This window comes from Wolbachia endosymbiont of Wuchereria bancrofti (assembly GCF_002204235.2).
In the GTDB taxonomy this organism is placed as follows: domain Bacteria; phylum Pseudomonadota; class Alphaproteobacteria; order Rickettsiales; family Anaplasmataceae; genus Wolbachia.
Window position 1 is genome coordinate 1 of the sequence record NZ_NJBR02000039.1, and the last position, 16,569, is coordinate 16,569.

Annotated in this window: 18 protein-coding genes, 1 tRNA gene and 3 pseudogenes; 14 read left to right on the forward strand and 8 right to left on the reverse strand. The window is 34.1% G+C overall.

Going from position 1 to position 16,569, the window contains the following annotated elements; genetic code table 11:
• The first annotated feature begins 376 nt into the window (after window positions 1-376).
• From CCY16_RS02425 to CCY16_RS06665, 5 genes and pseudogenes are all read left to right on the forward strand, one after another.
• Entirely contained in the window at window positions 377-1,396 is a 1,020-nt protein-coding gene (locus CCY16_RS02425) for an NAD(P)/FAD-dependent oxidoreductase (protein WP_088414691.1), read from the forward strand.
• A gap of 41 nt (window positions 1,397-1,437) precedes the next feature.
• On the forward strand, window positions 1,438-2,634 hold the full coding sequence (locus tag CCY16_RS02430) for a phosphoglycerate kinase (protein WP_179946032.1): 1,197 nt from the start codon (window positions 1,438-1,440) through the stop codon (window positions 2,632-2,634).
• 61 nt (window positions 2,635-2,695) lie between these two features.
• A pseudogene (locus CCY16_RS07100) lies at window positions 2,696-3,519 on the forward strand (EndoU domain-containing protein).
• 404 nt (window positions 3,520-3,923) lie between these two features.
• Entirely contained in the window at window positions 3,924-4,052 is a 129-nt protein-coding gene (locus CCY16_RS06660; RefSeq protein ID WP_342742178.1) for a hypothetical protein, read from the forward strand.
• Window positions 4,049-4,246, forward strand: coding sequence for an N-acetylmuramoyl-L-alanine amidase (locus CCY16_RS06665; RefSeq protein WP_410543240.1), 198 nt, complete (start codon window positions 4,049-4,051; stop codon window positions 4,244-4,246). Before CCY16_RS06660 ends, CCY16_RS06665 begins: the two co-directional genes overlap by 4 nt.
• A 905-nt stretch (window positions 4,247-5,151) precedes the next feature.
• Here the strand turns inward: CCY16_RS06665 and CCY16_RS06800 are convergent.
• The 5 genes and pseudogenes from CCY16_RS06800 to CCY16_RS02470 form a co-directional block, all read right to left on the reverse strand.
• Window positions 5,152-5,568, reverse strand: coding sequence for a YqaA family protein (locus CCY16_RS06800; RefSeq protein ID WP_088414695.1), 417 nt, complete (start codon window positions 5,566-5,568; stop codon window positions 5,152-5,154).
• A 6-nt stretch (window positions 5,569-5,574) separates the two neighbouring features.
• Window positions 5,575-6,947: pseudogene (gene cysS, locus CCY16_RS02455) on the reverse strand (cysteine--tRNA ligase).
• A complete protein-coding gene (locus CCY16_RS02460; protein WP_088414697.1) occupies window positions 6,940-7,596 on the reverse strand; it encodes an exopolysaccharide biosynthesis protein in 657 nt (218 codons plus the stop codon). Before CCY16_RS02460 ends, cysS begins: the two are co-directional and overlap by 8 nt.
• Before the next feature lie 149 nt (window positions 7,597-7,745).
• Window positions 7,746-7,913: a twin-arginine translocase TatA gene (gene tatA, locus CCY16_RS02465; protein ID WP_006013840.1), complete on the reverse strand. Its 168-nt coding sequence runs from the start codon at window positions 7,911-7,913 to the stop codon at window positions 7,746-7,748.
• A 134-nt stretch (window positions 7,914-8,047) separates the two neighbouring features.
• Entirely contained in the window at window positions 8,048-8,824 is a 777-nt protein-coding gene (locus CCY16_RS02470; protein WP_088414699.1) for an ABC transporter ATP-binding protein, read from the reverse strand.
• A gap of 152 nt (window positions 8,825-8,976) precedes the next feature.
• Between CCY16_RS02470 and CCY16_RS02475 the strand changes: the two genes are divergently transcribed.
• The 3 genes from CCY16_RS02475 (at window position 8,977) to CCY16_RS06140 (ending at window position 10,097) form a co-directional block, all read left to right on the forward strand.
• Window positions 8,977-9,050 (forward strand) — tRNA-Arg (locus CCY16_RS02475).
• Window positions 9,051-9,400: 350 nt separating this feature from the next.
• The gene (locus CCY16_RS06135; RefSeq protein ID WP_245800730.1) at window positions 9,401-9,691 is read left to right on the forward strand and encodes an efflux RND transporter periplasmic adaptor subunit; all 291 of its coding nucleotides are present in this window, start codon (window positions 9,401-9,403) and stop codon (window positions 9,689-9,691) included.
• 22 nt (window positions 9,692-9,713) lie between these two features.
• Complete coding sequence (locus tag CCY16_RS06140; RefSeq protein WP_245800731.1) at window positions 9,714-10,097, forward strand: HlyD family efflux transporter periplasmic adaptor subunit; 384 nt, start codon at window positions 9,714-9,716, stop codon at window positions 10,095-10,097.
• 108 nt (window positions 10,098-10,205) lie between these two features.
• On the opposite strand, the gene grxD is transcribed toward CCY16_RS06140, so the two are convergent.
• The 3 genes from grxD to CCY16_RS02495 form a co-directional block, all read right to left on the reverse strand.
• Window positions 10,206-10,526, reverse strand: a complete 321-nt coding sequence (gene grxD / locus CCY16_RS02485; protein WP_011256874.1) for a Grx4 family monothiol glutaredoxin — start codon at window positions 10,524-10,526, stop codon at window positions 10,206-10,208.
• A gap of 16 nt (window positions 10,527-10,542) precedes the next feature.
• Complete coding sequence (locus tag CCY16_RS02490; RefSeq protein WP_088414701.1) at window positions 10,543-10,761, reverse strand: BolA family protein; 219 nt, start codon at window positions 10,759-10,761, stop codon at window positions 10,543-10,545.
• A gap of 68 nt (window positions 10,762-10,829) precedes the next feature.
• Complete coding sequence (locus tag CCY16_RS02495) at window positions 10,830-12,161, reverse strand: malic enzyme-like NAD(P)-binding protein (protein WP_088414709.1); 1,332 nt, start codon at window positions 12,159-12,161, stop codon at window positions 10,830-10,832.
• Window positions 12,162-12,305: 144 nt separating this feature from the next.
• Here CCY16_RS02495 and pgsA point away from each other — a divergent pair, with 144 nt between their 5' ends.
• The 6 genes and pseudogenes from pgsA to CCY16_RS02520 form a co-directional block, all read left to right on the forward strand.
• Window positions 12,306-12,848: a CDP-diacylglycerol--glycerol-3-phosphate 3-phosphatidyltransferase gene (gene pgsA, locus CCY16_RS02500; protein WP_088414703.1), complete on the forward strand. Its 543-nt coding sequence runs from the start codon at window positions 12,306-12,308 to the stop codon at window positions 12,846-12,848.
• Window positions 12,849-12,956: 108 nt separating this feature from the next.
• Window positions 12,957-13,535, forward strand: coding sequence for a hypothetical protein (locus CCY16_RS06145; protein WP_245800732.1), 579 nt, complete (start codon window positions 12,957-12,959; stop codon window positions 13,533-13,535).
• Entirely contained in the window at window positions 13,536-13,940 is a 405-nt protein-coding gene (locus CCY16_RS06150; RefSeq protein WP_245800733.1) for a hypothetical protein, read from the forward strand.
• Between the two features lie 577 nt (window positions 13,941-14,517).
• Entirely contained in the window at window positions 14,518-15,231 is a 714-nt protein-coding gene (locus CCY16_RS02510) for an outer membrane protein assembly factor BamD (protein WP_088414705.1), read from the forward strand.
• 65 nt (window positions 15,232-15,296) lie between these two features.
• Window positions 15,297-16,046: a YebC/PmpR family DNA-binding transcriptional regulator gene (locus CCY16_RS02515; RefSeq protein ID WP_088414707.1), complete on the forward strand. Its 750-nt coding sequence runs from the start codon at window positions 15,297-15,299 to the stop codon at window positions 16,044-16,046.
• 277 nt (window positions 16,047-16,323) lie between these two features.
• A pseudogene (locus tag CCY16_RS02520) lies at window positions 16,324-16,569 on the forward strand (M23 family peptidase); the annotation flags it as partial.

Genomic DNA, 16,569 nt, shown 5'->3' on the forward strand with positions numbered 1-16,569 from the left:
ATATCCTAAAGAGAATGCACTACACTTTGTGGTAGAAGTTGCTTACTCTCTATATCCTACAAATTGGTGTGCTATACTGTCTTAAATGCTTTATAAGCGCGTTTCAGCTCATATAGATAAAAACCCCTAGAAATCTTGTGAAGACATAAGATACACATAGTGCAAAAAATTAAACATAAGGTGCCCACTACGTTAATAACCTTGTTGTTTAATCTACACAGATTGAAAATAACTAATATCTTCAGTACTATGGTAAGAGGTCTAGCAAAATGTGTCAAGTAATTTTGCCATTTAATTCATGGCATCGTTTCTGTAGTTTGACTAATTGACCTTATTAACAAAGCCAACTAATATCTAAGTAAATTACCACCTGAATATGGAAACTGATATAGTAGTAATAGGTGCAGGACCTGTTGGAATATTTACCGCTTTTCAAGCAGGAATGCTTGATATGAGATGTCATATAATAGATGTTTTAGATCAAGCGGGAGGGCAATGCACTGCTCTTTACCCAGAAAAACCAATATATGATATACCTGGCTATCCCGTAATTACTGCTCAAAAATTAATTGAGCAATTAATGGAACAGGCTTCACCATTTGAGCCTGTTTACCATTTAAGTCAAAGAGTGGAAGAAATTGTAAATAATAACAGTCAAAGTTTTATTGTAGTAACGAGCGCAGGTACGAAGGTGGAATGCAAGGCTATTATCATTGCTGCAGGCAATGGAATGTTTGAACCTAACCGTCCACCCCTTAGCGGTATATTAGAATATGAAAATAAATCCGTATTTTATAACGTGAATAAAATTTCTGATTTTCAGGACAAAATCATAGTGATTGCAGGGGGAGGCGATTCTGCAGCTGATTGGACCGTAGAACTCTCTAAAGTTGCAAAGAAAATTTATGTGATACATCGAAGAAAAGAATTTCGTTGCGTTTCTGAAACGAGAAATAAATTAAAATTACTTGAGAGTAGTGGAAGGATAGAACTTGTAGTGCCATATCAACTACACAAACTAACGGGAAACGATGGGCAGTTGAGTGCGGTGATAATAAAAAATATTACCTCTAAGGAAGAAAGAAAAATATCCGCTGATTTCTTACTGCCGTTTTTTGGACTATCAATGGATTTGGGTCCAATAGGCAGTTGGGATATACAGTTAGAAGGTAGCCGCGTAGTTGTTGACCAAGCTACACTTAGAACCAGTAGAGATAGGATATATGCAATTGGAGATGTAGCTGCTTATTTGGGCAAACTAAAGTTGATATTAAATGGTTTTGCCGAAAGTGCCATGGCTTGTTATGACATATATAAAATGATCCACAATTCTCCGGTTAATTTTCAATATTCAACTTCAAAGGGAGTACGTGGAAAAAAAAGTGATTTACTTTAGGTCAAACTGCTGCATAGTGACTTTATAGCTTTAATTTTATGATGAATATACCTAGCATAGAAAATTGTGATCTTCACGGTAAAGCTGTCTTACTCAGAGTTGACTTCAATATTCCTATAAAGAATGGAAAAGTGCACGATACTACTCGTGTTTTGAGGTCATTACCTACTATTCGGCATTTGGTAAATGCGGGTGCAAAGGTTATTATTATATCACATTTTGGACGCCCAAGGGCCAAAGACAATAATCTTTCACTAAAAAATGTGGTTAAAACTTTATCACATCTATTAAATAAAGAGGTAAAATTTGTTGATGGTTGTATTGGTAAAAAAGTACAAAAGGTAGTGAATGCGATAGCTATAAGAGATGTAATATTGTTAGAAAATCTGAGATTTTATAAGGAAGAAGAGCAAAATGACGCAAATTTTGCCAAACGATTGGCGTCTCTAGCGGATGTATATGTTAATGATGCATTTTCTTGCTCTCACAGAGCTCACGCTTCTATTTCACGCATTACAGAATTTTTGCCTTCCTATGCAGGATTTTGCTTACAAGATGAGCTAAGATATCTTGAGAAGGCTGTATCATTTGAGGCTAAACCTATTACTGCAATAGTTGGTGGGGCTAAAATATCAACTAAAATAAAAATGCTTATAAGATTAGTAGAAAAGGTCGATTATCTGGTCCTTGGTGGTGCAATTGCTAACAATTTTTTATTATTTAATAAAGTTAATATAGGCAAATCTTTCTTTCAAAATGGCGTTGATGGTCTTCTGCATGATGTTGTTAAAATGGCAGATAAAAACAATTGCAAAATAGTTATACCTGAAGATGTTCTGGTTGCAGTGAATTCTGATTATAGCACTTGCATTTTAAGAGAAACTGGGTCTGTTTTGGATAATGATGTGATTTTAGATATAGGGCCTCAAACTTTAAGCACAATAAGTAGTATAATAGCAAGCAGTAAGGCTCTGCTATGGAATGGACCTATTGGTGTTTTTGAACATTCAGCTTTTGCAAATGGTACAATAGAGGTGATGAAAGTCGTAAGTGACTTAACATATAAAGGAAAATTAACCAGCGTAATAGGAGGAGGGGATAGTTTATCTGCAATAAATGCTGCAGGTCTTACTGATAAAGATTTTACATATGTTTCAACTGGTGGAGGGGCATTTTTGAGTTGGCTTAGCGGTGACAAGATGCCAGGGATTGCTGCGCTGCAATCTATGTTAGATTAAAGCTTTTTTAATTTAAATTGTTGCTTGTACCCTAACTTTTTTATGAAGTTGTATTGCAGTTATGTTGAAGAGAGGTAAGCTAGTTTTATACTTAATAATACCGATAATAGGATTTCTTTTTTATATTAAGGGTCATTGTTTTAGTGGTGCAAATTCACGAACTAACTTTGAACCATTTTTTCGAAACAGATTCTTCAGGCCCAAACTACATCCCGTTGCTTCCAGAGCTGACTGATTTTGATAGAGAAATGTTAAGAGTTTGCATGATTAGGGTCGCATCCTGGTAAGGAGGATTTCAGAATTTTGCTTGATTGTTCACAGCATCAAGAATTAGTAAGATAAATATATGATAAGCTTAATCATCAGGTGATTACACCGGGTGCAGATTTGGAGTTATTTAAGGATAAACTAACTAAGATTTAGTTCACAAATAGTGGAATTGAAAAAGAAACTATAGGATTTGGGCATATTTTTTGTGGTGAGCCAGATGAAATAGGATTAGGTGGTATACATTTTGAGGTAGGTGTGGTTGAAGCTCAAGAAGATAAATGGGCAAGTGCAATCTGGAACAATAAATCCCAGTGCAATAAATTGGATACAAATTGCTGGTTTGTATGCTTGAAGTAAAATATTTGGGTAAGGATGGAAAAGTGAAAATTAATTGCTCAAATGAGCATGCATATAACCCTCATGCTGATGATATCTTAGCTTCTGTAACCAAAGCGTTTGAGAAATTAGAAAAAGATGGAATGTGCTATATAAAATGGAAGATGATAATTATCAATCAATATTTGTAAGAAAGAATAGTGCTATTCTTACGTTCTATCCTGATTTAACACGAAAATGTAATGATAAAGTACTAATTGTAGCTGCAGCAAACCTTGATAGGCACACTGGCTAAAAAAAAGTTAAACAAATATCATTTTATATGTACTATATTAATTTATTTATATTATAGATAGTTTCTGCGATTTATGGAATGTTAGAGCTGCATGAAGTTTATAGTAAGCAAATATCTATTAGCTCTGTTTGCCTCTGTGCTTTTGTTGCTTGTTGTCACTTCAATGCTTACTGTATCTGAGCAATAATTTTATTCAAATAGTATTAAGGAAGATTTTCAAGATTAAAAAAAGTCTACCATCCTTAAAAAAGTCTGCTATTTTTAGACCCTGCACCAAATTTAAATTGTGATGATAGAGATGACAGAAAGATATTGATGGTGATAGTGACCATATCGAATCCCGACATTAAAAAGCACAAAAGATACGTTAAATTTCAGAAGGATATCAGTGCAGCTTATTGTTAATAGAGATGGTAGCATTATTGTGATGGTTCCATTAGAAAAAAGGGCATGGCATGCTGGTATCAGTTATGCAAAAGTTCAAGTAAATAGTGTGATTAAAAACTACAGAAGCTGAATGGTTGTTCTATAGGCATAGAAATTGTAAACACAGGACTTGAACCTTTCCTAGAAGAACAAATAAAATCTGTCAAAGATCTGATTTTATACCTTATGAAGCGCTTTAAGATTAAGAAAGATATGATATTTAATCACGCTAAAATAGGCACTATAGTATGTAACTCAGCTATTGAAGGCTACGTGGGTGCGTAAGCCTGATCCACATAAGTTGTTTGATTGGGAGTTATTAGAGAAAAATGGCATTGGGATTGTATATAGGTGATAAGATCAGTCCTAAAGACGTGGAGCAAAAAGTAAGTGAGGTTTTGTGTGAGGTGGTGATAAAAGTGAAAATATTTTAAAATTAAAAAAAAGGTTAAACAATTTTTTTTAAAAATATGGCCTTGAAATGACAAAGAGAACAATGTAATTTTTCCTGATAGTAACACTGATTACACAGATGAGTTTGAAGAGAATTTTGCATGGGTCATCAATCAATTTTCAATACGCCATTTACCAAAAGAAATCATAAAAGAGTTGCTTCCAAAGCTAGAATAGGAAGATATTTTGCCTGAATTTTAAGCGAGTATGGCAGTTATGTTTTCAAAAATTCACATCTTTGAGTGATAGAATTAAGTTAAGTTTACAAACACCATTTTTCAATAAAATAGATTACAAGTGTTTATTGTCCTCTCTTGCACAATATAAAAATAGCATTTCTTCTGATGCTTTGCTACGTTAATGTATAAGATCAAGCTGTATTATGGCTCTTATCTAAGATACAATATAAGATCTTCACTTTGTATACCGTTTAAGCCTAATATTTTAGTAAGTTGGATGTATTAAAGAGTGAAGTATTGTCTTTAAAGTCTGTAAGCCCTGAAAAAGTTGTAGAAGTTTCAAATTTGATTGATAAGTTTAGGTTAAAAATTTTGACTGATTTTCAAAATTTTGAGAAGCAATGGTTTCAAGAATTTAAGAACACTTGGAAGCAAAAACTTATGCCTAATATGAGAAGCAAATATCTTGGACTGCACTGCACGAAGCTATATTGAATATTTAGAAAAGCAGAGGAAAAGTTTTAAAAACTAGTAGCTAGCTCAGCTACTTGATAACAACTATTGAACAGTAATGATGAGGCATAACAAGTAAAAAAGGTTAGATAAAATAGTTAATAAAGTAAAGATACTGAGGTTTAATTTAAAATAACCTGATAAAACCTGTATTACGCTTCCAAATGCTGGCACCCAAGAGAGTAATGCAACTGCATAGATCAGTAGGTTTTTTATGATTCTTGGTGTTTTGTACTCGTTCTCTAATTTGTGGTATGATTTCCTAATGGAAATTGTTATTCTACCTAAGTACCAATTGACCATTCCACCAATGCTTGATCCCAGTACTCCAAAAAGTAACGTAAGTAGTGGATTATAATATGACCTGAAATACAACATAGTATAAAACACAAAACTTTGGTGTATAGGTAAGATCAGCGATGATACTAGGTTATCTGTGAACAATAGGAGATAATTTTCCATATGAATTTACCAGGTTGTTGTACCATCTTCATTGTCAGAAATTGTAACTCCCATTTGTTTTAATTGATCTCTTATTTTGTCTGCAGCATCGTAATCTTTATTTTGTTTTGCTACTTTTCTTAAATCTATCAATCTTTTTATTTCTTGATAACTTATACCGGCAGTGAACCACTCTTGATAGCTTGACTCAAGAAGACCAATGAACCTTGCGCTCTTAATAAAACTTTCAGTTAATTTGAGCTTCTCGTTCTCATTATTTGTTTTATTAATTTTGGTAGCCATTTCATGCAATATAGCTAAAGCTTCAGGAATATTTAGGTCGTTTTTTAAAGTTTCTATAAAGTCTCTAGAGACTTCTACATCACTCTTTTCGATGCTTGCTACATCTATGCCACGTAGTAACCGATAAAATTTGTTTAAAATTTCCTGCGATTCAGAAATAACACTTTCTGTCCAATCTAGTGGTTTTCTGTAGTGAGTTTTGAACAATGCGTAACGTATTACTTCACCCTTTATTCCGCTATCCAGTAAATCTCTTACCTTAACTATATTAAATAAAGATTTGCTCATTTTCTCTTTATTTACTGTAAGAGAACCATTATGTACCCAATATTTTGCAAACATTGATCCAGTAAATGCAGATTTATTTTGTGCAATTTCATTTTCATGATGAGGAAATTGTAAATCTATACCACCACCATGAATGTCAAAATCTTTGCCGAGGTAAGCATATGACATTGCTGAACATTCTATGTGCCATCCTGGTCTTCCTTCTCCCCATGGGCTATTCCAGTAACTTGAAAGCTTGTAATCAGTGTCGTTTGCAGGTTTCCACAGTACGAAATCTCCTGGATGCTTTTTATTTTCACCAACTTCAACTCTGCTACCATGCTCCAATTCATCAATTTTTTTCCCTGATAGAGCACCATACTCAGGGTAAGACTCTATGCTAAAGTATATATGTTTATTGGATTCATAAGCGTGACCAGATTGCAATAAATATTCGATTAATTCGATAATATATTTTATATTTTCCGCTGCTTTTGGTTCATGTGTTGGTTCTGCACAATTTATGCTTCTCATATCTTCATGAAAAGCCCTAGTATAATATGTGCTGATACTTTCTATACTGCTATCTTTCTCATTTGCTGCATTTATTATCTTATCGTCAATGTCGGTTATATTACGCACATAAGTGGCTTTGCCATAACAAAATTTAAGCAGTTGAAATAACACATCGTAAACAACAATAGAGCGTGCATTACCTATGTGTGCTGTATCATATACCGTTGGTCCGCAAACATACATTGTTACATGATCTTTATTGATCGGTGTAAAAAGCTCTTTTTTTTTGTTAGAGTGTTGTAGAGCCTAACCATATACAAAACTTTTTAGGAAAGAGAATGCTCCAAGTATGAGCTGTGGTCCTTTGACTAGTACAACAAGAGTAAGTAATAACCCGCACAGTGATACTAAGACTCCCAAGATAGAGAGAAGTCCGTCTTTACTCATAATGCCAAGTGAAATGAGAGTTGTGCCGATTGCAGGAATAAAGTTAGTTAAAGGCAGTGGAATGGCTATAGATAATGCACAGAGCAGCATTATAAATGCTAAAATCTTTTCGCCTGGTCCATAGAAAATAAAAGACATTCTTGGTCTCATGAACTTTTCTATTTTTTTTAACACAGGGGAAGTTTTTTCTACCACAAGAGCTAGTGTTGAACATTGGAAAGATTTCCTTTCCAACCAGTGAGGCATCCAAGGAGAGTGGAAACCAAACAAAAGCTGCAGTGCGAATAGGATTAGAGGTATAGAAAGTATAGTTGTATAGCCAGGTGGAACTGGTATAGGCACCGATAGTGGCAAGGAAAAAATAATTATTAAAATACCAAAACCGCGCTCTTGCAAAGCTGCTTTAACATCAAACAATGTCACTTTATCATTACTAGCATTATTAGTGTCTGCAACTTCTTTTAGAATATCAGACGCTAATTTTTTATTTTCGGCTAGTTTCTCACTTTTTTGCACAGTTACCCTTCAACAAAACTATTCTTTCTAATTAACACAATTATCGCCGTATTTCAATCTGATATTTCACCTCTCTTTAATGCTTTAGCCTAACCAAATTTTTAACAAATGATACGCACTGAAAGTGCATATCATGAAGTATGAAGACGCTAACGATCTGGTTCGTTAGATGATAGTTTCTCTGAGTCCTTAAGTTCTTGTTTAAGGTTTTTAATACCTTTTCCTAAGTCACCCATAACTTGCGGTAACCTACCTGCGCCAAACAGAACTAATATTATTATTAAGACTAGAAATAATTGCCATGGGCCTAAACTCATTGTGTACCTCCATTTAAGATGTTAATTTAGATATTAAAACCCGACTGAAGTCAAGTAATTATATCACCTTTTATTTAATTATAGGTCAAAATTTTTTAATGTTTAGTTCTATTTTATAATAATTTTAGACTAGATTATTTTCTTGCAGCAAATGCGCCATCAAGTGGAAACTTCTCACCTAACTGTAGAGTAGAAGAGAGTTCACTAAAGAACTTTGCTAGCGTATCATCTTTAGGCCTGTGATATATATCACTAGAAATTCCTGACTGAATAATTCTACCATTTTTCATTACATAGATAAAATCTGCGACTTTCAATGCTTCTTGCGGGTCATGAGTTACCATTAGCACAGGAATGTTTTTACTTCTAAAGAGAGACAATATACATTGTCTTATTTGACACTTTAACAGTATATCTAAGTTAGAAAATGGCTCGTCGAGCAAAACAACATCAGGGTTTTGTGCCATTACTCTTGCTATTGCAACTAATTGTTGCTGCCCTCCAGATAAGGCATTAGGATACATATTTTCATATTTTGCTATGTTCAATAGTTTCAAAATTTCCAATGCAATGAGGTGCTTTTCTTTTTTGGAAGAACTGCGAATAGCAAAAGTTACATTCTCTACTACTGTTTTGTGAGGAAATAATGCAGAATGCTGGAAGATCAATCCGACATTTCTATGCTCTATGGCAATTGATGTGCTGCTGCTTGCAACTAGCTTATCATTTATAAAAATGGTTCCAGATTTTGGATTTTCTATTCCTGCAATTAATTTCAGAATTGTTGACTTGCCGCAGCCTGAATGCCCCAACAGACACGCAACTTTTCCTCTTTTTACTTTAATGTTTATGTTGTTTAAAGCAAAGTCGTCTTGATTGTTATAAAGATAACTGATGTTGTTAACTAACATTAACCTTTCAACTTAAACTGTGTTATTAAGTATAATAACATTGTACTCAAGAAATATACAAAAATGTTTTGTGCTGTTGTAAATTGGTTATGCAAGAGATCTAGGAAAATACAGGATTTTTGCTATAATCTTGCACGAATAATAGAAAACACGGGACTATAGCTCAGTAGGATAGAGCGTTGGATTCCTAATCCGAAGGTCGTGCGTTCAAGTCGCACTAGTCCCATTGTAGGCTTATTTACAGAACTATTTGTGAAGTGGCAATGGAAGCAATATACTCACTTAGTATTCCTAATTCAAAAATTTAATTTATGCGATCGTTTCTAACAAAATTGGTCAACAAATTTTATTACTTAAAGATGAGAAGTAAAGTAATCATTATTTCTGGTATTGCTTTTATTTTACTGTTTTTTATTAATAATGTGTTTTTTAAAGAAAGATCAAGCGGTTTATAGTGATAATATAACTAATGGCTTTTAAGTAAAAGTTCAAAAATGTGAACTGCAAAATCGCACTGTATATTTAAATTTTTCTAGTACAGTAAATCCCTTACATAGAGCCAGCCTTACCTCGGAAGTGAGTGGTAAAGTTGCTGCTATTTATTTATCTGATGGTAAAAAGGTAAAAAAGGATGATGTAGTGTTGAGAATAGAAGATCATGGCAGAACTGAACAGGTTGAAAAGGCCAGGGCTTTGTTAAAGCAGCGCGAAAGAGTGCAAGTACAAGTAGAAGAAGCTTTTACTGCGTTGCAAAGTGCAAAAGCTGACCTAAAGGGGCTAGAATTGGATTTAGAAAATACTGCAGTTAAGTCTCCTATTGATGGCTACGTAGATAAAATCCACATAAACAAAGAGGATTTTTGTTAGCACTGGTCAAAAAATAACTGACGTGGTTAATTTTGATCAAGTTCTTGTAGTGTTATACCTTTCGGAAGGTGAAGTAAACAAGGTAAAACTAGGCAGCACAGCTCAAATTAATTTGCTAGACGAAAGGAAATTGGAGGGCAAAGTAAGTTTTGTTAGTAAAATTGTTGAACCTAAAACTGGATCTTATAGGATAGAGGTGAAGATAACTAATGATGAAATTGTATTTTTGCAAGGACCAACTGCCAATGTAAAGCTGCTTTCGGGCAAAAAGTTTGCATATAAGGTTCCTTCTTTGGCTCTTGGCTTAAATGATGAAGGTATTCTTGGGGTAAAGATCGTTGATGACAATAATTATGTAGTATTTACACCAATAGAAATCATTGACCGTAAGGGCGATGGAGTTTGAGTAGTGGCAAGTGACAAAGATGAGCCTATAAAATTAATAGCATTAGGCTACTCGTCTATTAAACCTGGTATAGGGTTTAACTTTCCTGAACCCAAGTTTTTTAAAGTTTTATTCAACAATCTTTTTTTCTTTTAGCAAACTCTGTAGCTCGCCTTTTTCATATATCTCGCGAGTAATATCACAGCCACCAATAAACTCTCCCTTTATATATAGTTGTGGAATTGTTGGCCAATTAGAAAACTTTTTTATGGACTGACGTATCTCATCATTTTCTAAAACATTGATGTACTTAAACTTCACATTCAATTTTTTGAGAATTGATACAACAAGTCCAGAGAATCCGCATTGAGGAAAATCAGATGTACCTTTCATGTATAACACCACATCATTTTCTGTTATGTCTTTTTTTATTTGTTCGAAATTGCTCATAAATATTACCTTAATTCTAAGTACTAGTTTCTAATTGCAATGCATATATAGACTGACCTTCTAAGGCCTTATATGCTATTCTGTACTGTTCTATTTTTGTCTTTTCGAAAAGGTGCTTGGAGGTTATTTTTAAATAGTAATGGCCATCATCTCCAGCAAGGTCATTAATCTTTATGTCAGTGTCAGAAAATAATTGTCTGATGATTTCCCCTAATTCATGAATTACAATAACCATTCACTTACTTTAAATTACAACACTTTATATTATAAATCTAAAACAACTGTATGCAATTGAATTATTGGTTATAAGTTGCTATATTGTGAGGACAATAGATTCAGCGTGTTAAGAGCATTAGCAAGACGAGATTTTAATTGATTTGCATATTTGTTCCAGTCTTGTATTTCCTTTTTTGCAACACCTGAGCAAACTGCAGCTTTTGCAACGGCAGAAGATACTATAGAAACTAGTCTTGGGTCAAATGGAGTAGGTATTATGTATTCACGTCCATAGCTCATTTTACGGCCACCATAGACTGCAGATATCTCGTCAGGTGCTGGTTCACGAGCGAGCTTTGCTATTGCATCTGCAGCTGCGATTTTCATTTCATTATTTATTGTCATTGCATGTACATCGAGTGCTCCTCTGAATATATAAGGAAACCCCATTACGTTGTTAACTTGATTGTTATAATCTGATCTACCAGTTGCAATTATTGCGTCTGGCCTCACAGATTTTGCAAATTCAGGCCTTACTTCTGGGTCAGGATTAGCAAGAGCAAAGATAATTGGGTTTTGACCCATGTTTTTTAACATCTCTTCATTTAATGCATCCTTTGCAGATAGCCCGATAAATACATCAGTGTCTTTTATTGCATCAAGTAGAGAACGTTCTTTAGTGTCAGTTGCGTATTTTTCTTTCCACTCATTCATGTCCTCGTTTCTACCTTTGTATATTACTCCTTGTTTATCACATAGCACTATATTTTTAGCGCCCATGGACTTAAGTATTTCTAAACATGCAATACCGGCTGCTCCAGCACCATTCATGATGATTTTAACGTCCTCTAATTTCTTTCCAGCAATATCAAGAGCATTTTCTATGCCAGCTGCAACAACTACTGCAGTTCCATGTTGGTCATCATGAAACACTGGAATGTCCATCAATTCGTTCAGACGTTTCTCTATTATAAAACAATCGGGGGATCTTATGTCCTCTAAATTTATTCCTCCCCAGCTTGGCCCAAGGTATCTTACTGCATTGATAAAATCTTCTATATTTTCTGTATCGACTTCTATATCAACTGCGTCAATATCAGCGAAACGCTTAAACAGCATAGCTTTGCCTTCCATGACAGGTTTTGAGGCAAGAGGACCAATATTGCCAAGCCCAAGTACTGCAGTGCCGTTTGAAATAACAGCAACACAATTGCTTTTTGCCGTATAATCATAGACCACATCAGGATTTTTGGCTATTTCAAGGCATGGAGCTGCAACTCCAGGAGAATAGGCAAGTGACAAGTCATACTGAGTAGACAAAGATTTTGTTGGCAAGATAGATATTTTACCAGGATTGCCACCTCTAATGTGATACTTAAGTGCCTCTTGTTTTGTTGTACTATCTAAATCATCATTCATCATTACATCCTTATATTTTGAGCTCATGGCTAGTAAATTTTTAAGTATACTAGGTTTTTGTAAATATTCAATTGCAAACTATTAACTTGTGGATTGTGCTCTACTTCTGTATAAGCTTATCATGCTGGATTGAAATTGCACTACATGTTTAAGAAAAACCTGCCTAATTCGCTTACAATTTCTCGTGCACTTGCAATACCAGCAATAATATTGAGTTTTTATATAGAAAATAGATATGCAAACTTGATAACAATATCAATCTTTATATTTGCATGCATTACAGATTTTTTTGATGGTTACCTAGCGCGTGCGTGGAAAGTCCAATCAAAATTTGGCAGGCTATTTGATCCGATTGCTGATAAACTAATAGTGGTTTCAACGATAATGATGCTGGTTTATAAGCATAAGATCAATGATTGCACGATAGTACCATCAGTTGTCATCGTTTGTCGGGAGATATTAGTTTCGGGTTTGCGGGAGTTTCTAATAGCTAAGAATGTTAGCTTACCTGTAAGTAAGGCTGGAAAAATCAAAACATTTTTACAGATGATTGCTGTAGTGACACTAATAATGAACGATTATGAGGCAGTTCAATATATGGGTGCAATTTGTTTATGGATTGCAGCTGTTATGACTGTGTGGTCGGGTTATAATTATGTTCTAGCTAGCATTAAACAGATTGACTGAATTTCTTGAAGATTAATTAATAGATAAGATAGGTTAATGTTTTAGTAGTATTGACTGAATAATTAAAATCTTGTATAATATGTTGGTTCATAGATCAATAGGATTTATATGATTAGTAACTTTGGAACTAAATTTTCTGCTGAAGATTTTTTTCGAGATTTTTGGCCAACAGTTGATGAAGAAGTCAAAAAAGAAAGGTTTGAACAGGAGTTATTAGCACTAAAAGAGGAAACAGAAAAAAGGAAGAAACTGGGGCCATCAACGCTGAAAGGAGAAAAAGAGGAAAAAAAGAAAAAGCTCGAACAAGAACTACTAACACTAAAAAAAAGAGAGTTATATAGGCAATATGTATCGTTGGCTACAATGATTCCATTTGCGTTACTCATGGCTATTGAGCTAGAAAAAATATGTAGCGATCAGGTATTACTCGTTGTAATAAGTGTTGGACTAAGTCATACTTTACTGCCTTTTTCAGTTCTGTCTCTTATTTGTATGCTATATCTAATTTACAATAATAGAAAGATAATACAAAAAGAACGAGAGTTGGAAAATATTGAAAATGGAAGAGAAATAGAAAAGAAAAAGTACAATTGTTCTGATATAGATCAATGTTTGGCTTATATTGAGGTAATATCAACTGTGTTGATTATTGTGGGTCAGATAATGGATGAAGTGTCGCCACTTTAAGTGGCAGAGGAAGCGCTTTTTTTCACAGCTAATATACTTTCTTTTGCCATAGCTTTTTATAATTATAAAAAAGAAAATAAAGAAAATAAGGAAAGGGAAATGGAGAAACTTAGCCATGGTGAGGAACTCAGCAAAAATAATAGCAATATACCTATAGCTGGGTTAATGCTTGCTGGTTCTTCTGTAATGTTAATAAGAAGGGTAATGTTAATAACGTTAGCATCATCATTAAGTCCTGCTCTAGGTTTAGCAACTATTGCTCTTTTGATAGTAGGAAGTGGATTTATTACACATTCTTATAAGAGGGAGTTGAAGAATGTAAAAGTCAGTGGAAAAAGTATAACAGGCGCTAGTGTGATCGATATAGTAGATCGTGACCCGATTCATATCTGCACGAACATGTGATATAATGTGATGTTCATAGTAAACGATATCATTCCAGCGCTTAATATTGTCATATCACTGCGGTGTAGATCCCGCTAACAAGCAGTGGTTGCCGGTGAATCTTTAGTTATAAATATTTAAGAAATTTACCAATGAGAAAAAAGGCAAAAAAACCCCTGTTAGCTAGTTATTCACTATCTATTTTTTAAATTGCATTTTTTACCGTCTCGAGTGCTTTAACAAGTGCACCTTAGCTTATATTAGGTAAAAACCTTGAAAGTTTATAAAGACATGAGATACACATGGTACGAAAAATTAAACATTTAAGACACCAAGTACATTAAGTTTTTTATCATTTTATCTACATAGGCTAAAGATAAATAAATAGCTTCAGCACTATGATAAGGAGACTTGTAAGGTTTGTTAAGTAGTTTTTCGTTTCTGTAAGCTACTTGAGCCTTGGTTTATCAAATAACAATGTCCATACAATTGTGGTCCTAAGCAAAAAATGCTGCTTTAACTTTGTAATAATTCCAGAAATTTGTTTATTTAGATGATATTTGATCTATACTTTACTTTATTTTGATAAAAAATCTTTATGTATAAGGCTTTAATCACGTGCTTTATTTTTCTAATTTGCTCCTTTACGCGATCATATGCAAGTGATGATGTCCATCTTGAGAAGAGTGAAACTGAGCTATATGAGGAAGCAGTTGAGCTTTTTGACCAGAAGAAATACAAACAAGCTATCAGAGCATTTCGAAAAATTGAGGATTTGTATCCTTTTTCTTATTGGGCAATGAAAGCAAAATTGTTGTCTGGTATTTCTCACTACAATATGGATGACTATAGCAGTGCTGCAAGTGATATGGACGATTATATATATATTTATCCAAATGGTGAGGATTTACCATACGTATATTACTTAAGGGTGTTATCTTATTATATGCAAATTAATAGGGTGCAACTTGGACAACAAACTGCATATAAGGCTTTGGAGCTAGCTGCAGAGTACGTTAATCTTTTTTCAGGGAGTGAATATATAGAAGAAATGAAGGAAAAGGTAAGGCTAATCACGGAGCATATACTAAAGAAGGAATATTCTATTGGTAAGTTCTATTTTAGGCGTGGTGAATATCTAGCAGCAATTAAGCGTTTTCAAAATATAATAAGCAATAAGGATTATAGCTATTTTCCCAGATCTATTAACTATTTAATAGCAGCTTATTCGGCTCTTGGTCTTGATCTAGAAGCTGGGCAGTATGAAAGTCTATTAGCAGAGAACCTCAGAGGGAATGCTGTGGAACAGTAAACTTGAAAATTTGCTTTAGCTTTCTCCAGCTTCGGTGTATAATTTAGATTTTTAACTATTTGAATATGGCTGGTCATTCACAATTTTCAAATATAAAGTATCGGAAAGGTGCCCAGGATGCAAAGCGCTCTCAAAGATTTACAAAACTCATTAGAGAAATAACAGTTACTGCAAAGCAAGGGCTACCTGATCCTGAATTCAACCCGCGTCTTCGCTCTGCTATATTTGCTGCACGCAAAGAAAATCTGCCAAAAGATAGGATAGAAACAGCAATAAAAAATGCAGCTGGTAATATTGCTGGGGAAAATTATGAAGAAATACAGTATGAAGGCCATGGACCTTTTGGTACTGCACTCATTGTTCATGTTCTGACGAATAATCGTAATCGAGCTGCTTCTGAGGTGCGTTATATTTTTTCTCGCAAAAATGGAAGTTTGGGGGAAACAGGAAGCGTAAGTTATCTTTTTGATCATGTAGGCTTAATCGTTTATAAAGCAGAAAGTGTAAATTTTGACGATTTATTTAGTCATGGAATCGAATTAGAAGTATTGAATGTCAAGGAAAATAACATAGAAGGATTGTATGTTATAACCTGTAAAGTAAAAGATTTTGGCAAGGTACGTAATGCTTTTTATGCAAAATTTGGAGAGCCGGAACTTGCTCGCCTTTCATGGCAGCCAAAGGACCTGATTGAAATTAGCGATAAAAAGTTGATCGATAAATTATCTGCATTGGTTGAAGAGTTGGAAGATAATGATAATGTGCAATACGTTGAAGGTAATTTTGCTTTTGCTGGTCTGCCGCTTAAGTTATGAAATTAATTATACTTATACTACTTTTTGTCTTACCATTACATACCAATAGGGCATCAACAGTCTTTCGCTGTCATTCCTGAGCGTAATCGGGATAAAAGAGCCAGTGTCAAACGAACAACTGTGCGAACATTGTGATATAAGGATAATTTTTACCAAAAGAGATGTCATTCCAGTACCTAGATACCGGGATCCAGAAAATTCAATTACAAATGGACACACCAAAATGACAGGAAAGGGCTTTAAGATGACAGAAAGCAACATAGGAAAATTAGTGCATGATAGAAAGTTGTTATTCATATCTAGTGACATAAAATCTTTCTTCTTTGCTATAAGAATTGAACAAGGGTTAACACCAAATACAGTGATGGGATTGATTGAAATATATAAAAATCTCGGTGTTGATTTAAAAAAAGATATTATACTAGAAAGTAAATTAGAAGTTCTTTTTGGGAGACGCTTAATAGTCAGAAGACTGAAGAGAAAATTTTATATACTTCACTGACAATAAACAAAAAGACCATGT

Bases quoted from the DNA above. Each gene is read 5' to 3' on its own strand.
- CCY16_RS02425 (WP_088414691.1), top strand. From the start codon at position 377: ATGGAAACTGATATAGTAGTAATAGGTGCAGGACCTGTTGGAATATTT.
- CCY16_RS02515 (WP_088414707.1), top strand. From the start codon at position 15,297: ATGGCTGGTCATTCACAATTTTCAAATATAAAGTATCGGAAAGGTGCC.
- tatA (WP_006013840.1), bottom strand. From the start codon at position 7,913: ATGAGTTTAGGCCCATGGCAATTATTTCTAGTCTTAATAATAATATTA.
- CCY16_RS02430 (WP_179946032.1), top strand. From the start codon at position 1,438: ATGAATATACCTAGCATAGAAAATTGTGATCTTCACGGTAAAGCTGTC.
- CCY16_RS06800 (WP_088414695.1), bottom strand. From the start codon at position 5,568: ATGGAAAATTATCTCCTATTGTTCACAGATAACCTAGTATCATCGCTG.
- CCY16_RS02510 (WP_088414705.1), top strand. From the start codon at position 14,518: ATGTATAAGGCTTTAATCACGTGCTTTATTTTTCTAATTTGCTCCTTT.
- pgsA (WP_088414703.1), top strand. From the start codon at position 12,306: ATGTTTAAGAAAAACCTGCCTAATTCGCTTACAATTTCTCGTGCACTT.
- CCY16_RS02495 (WP_088414709.1), bottom strand. From the start codon at position 12,161: ATGAATGATGATTTAGATAGTACAACAAAACAAGAGGCACTTAAGTAT.
- CCY16_RS06145 (WP_245800732.1), top strand. From the start codon at position 12,957: ATGATTAGTAACTTTGGAACTAAATTTTCTGCTGAAGATTTTTTTCGA.
- CCY16_RS02470 (WP_088414699.1), bottom strand. From the start codon at position 8,824: ATGTTAGTTAACAACATCAGTTATCTTTATAACAATCAAGACGACTTT.
- grxD (WP_011256874.1), bottom strand. From the start codon at position 10,526: ATGAGCAATTTCGAACAAATAAAAAAAGACATAACAGAAAATGATGTG.
- CCY16_RS02490 (WP_088414701.1), bottom strand. From the start codon at position 10,761: ATGGTTATTGTAATTCATGAATTAGGGGAAATCATCAGACAATTATTT.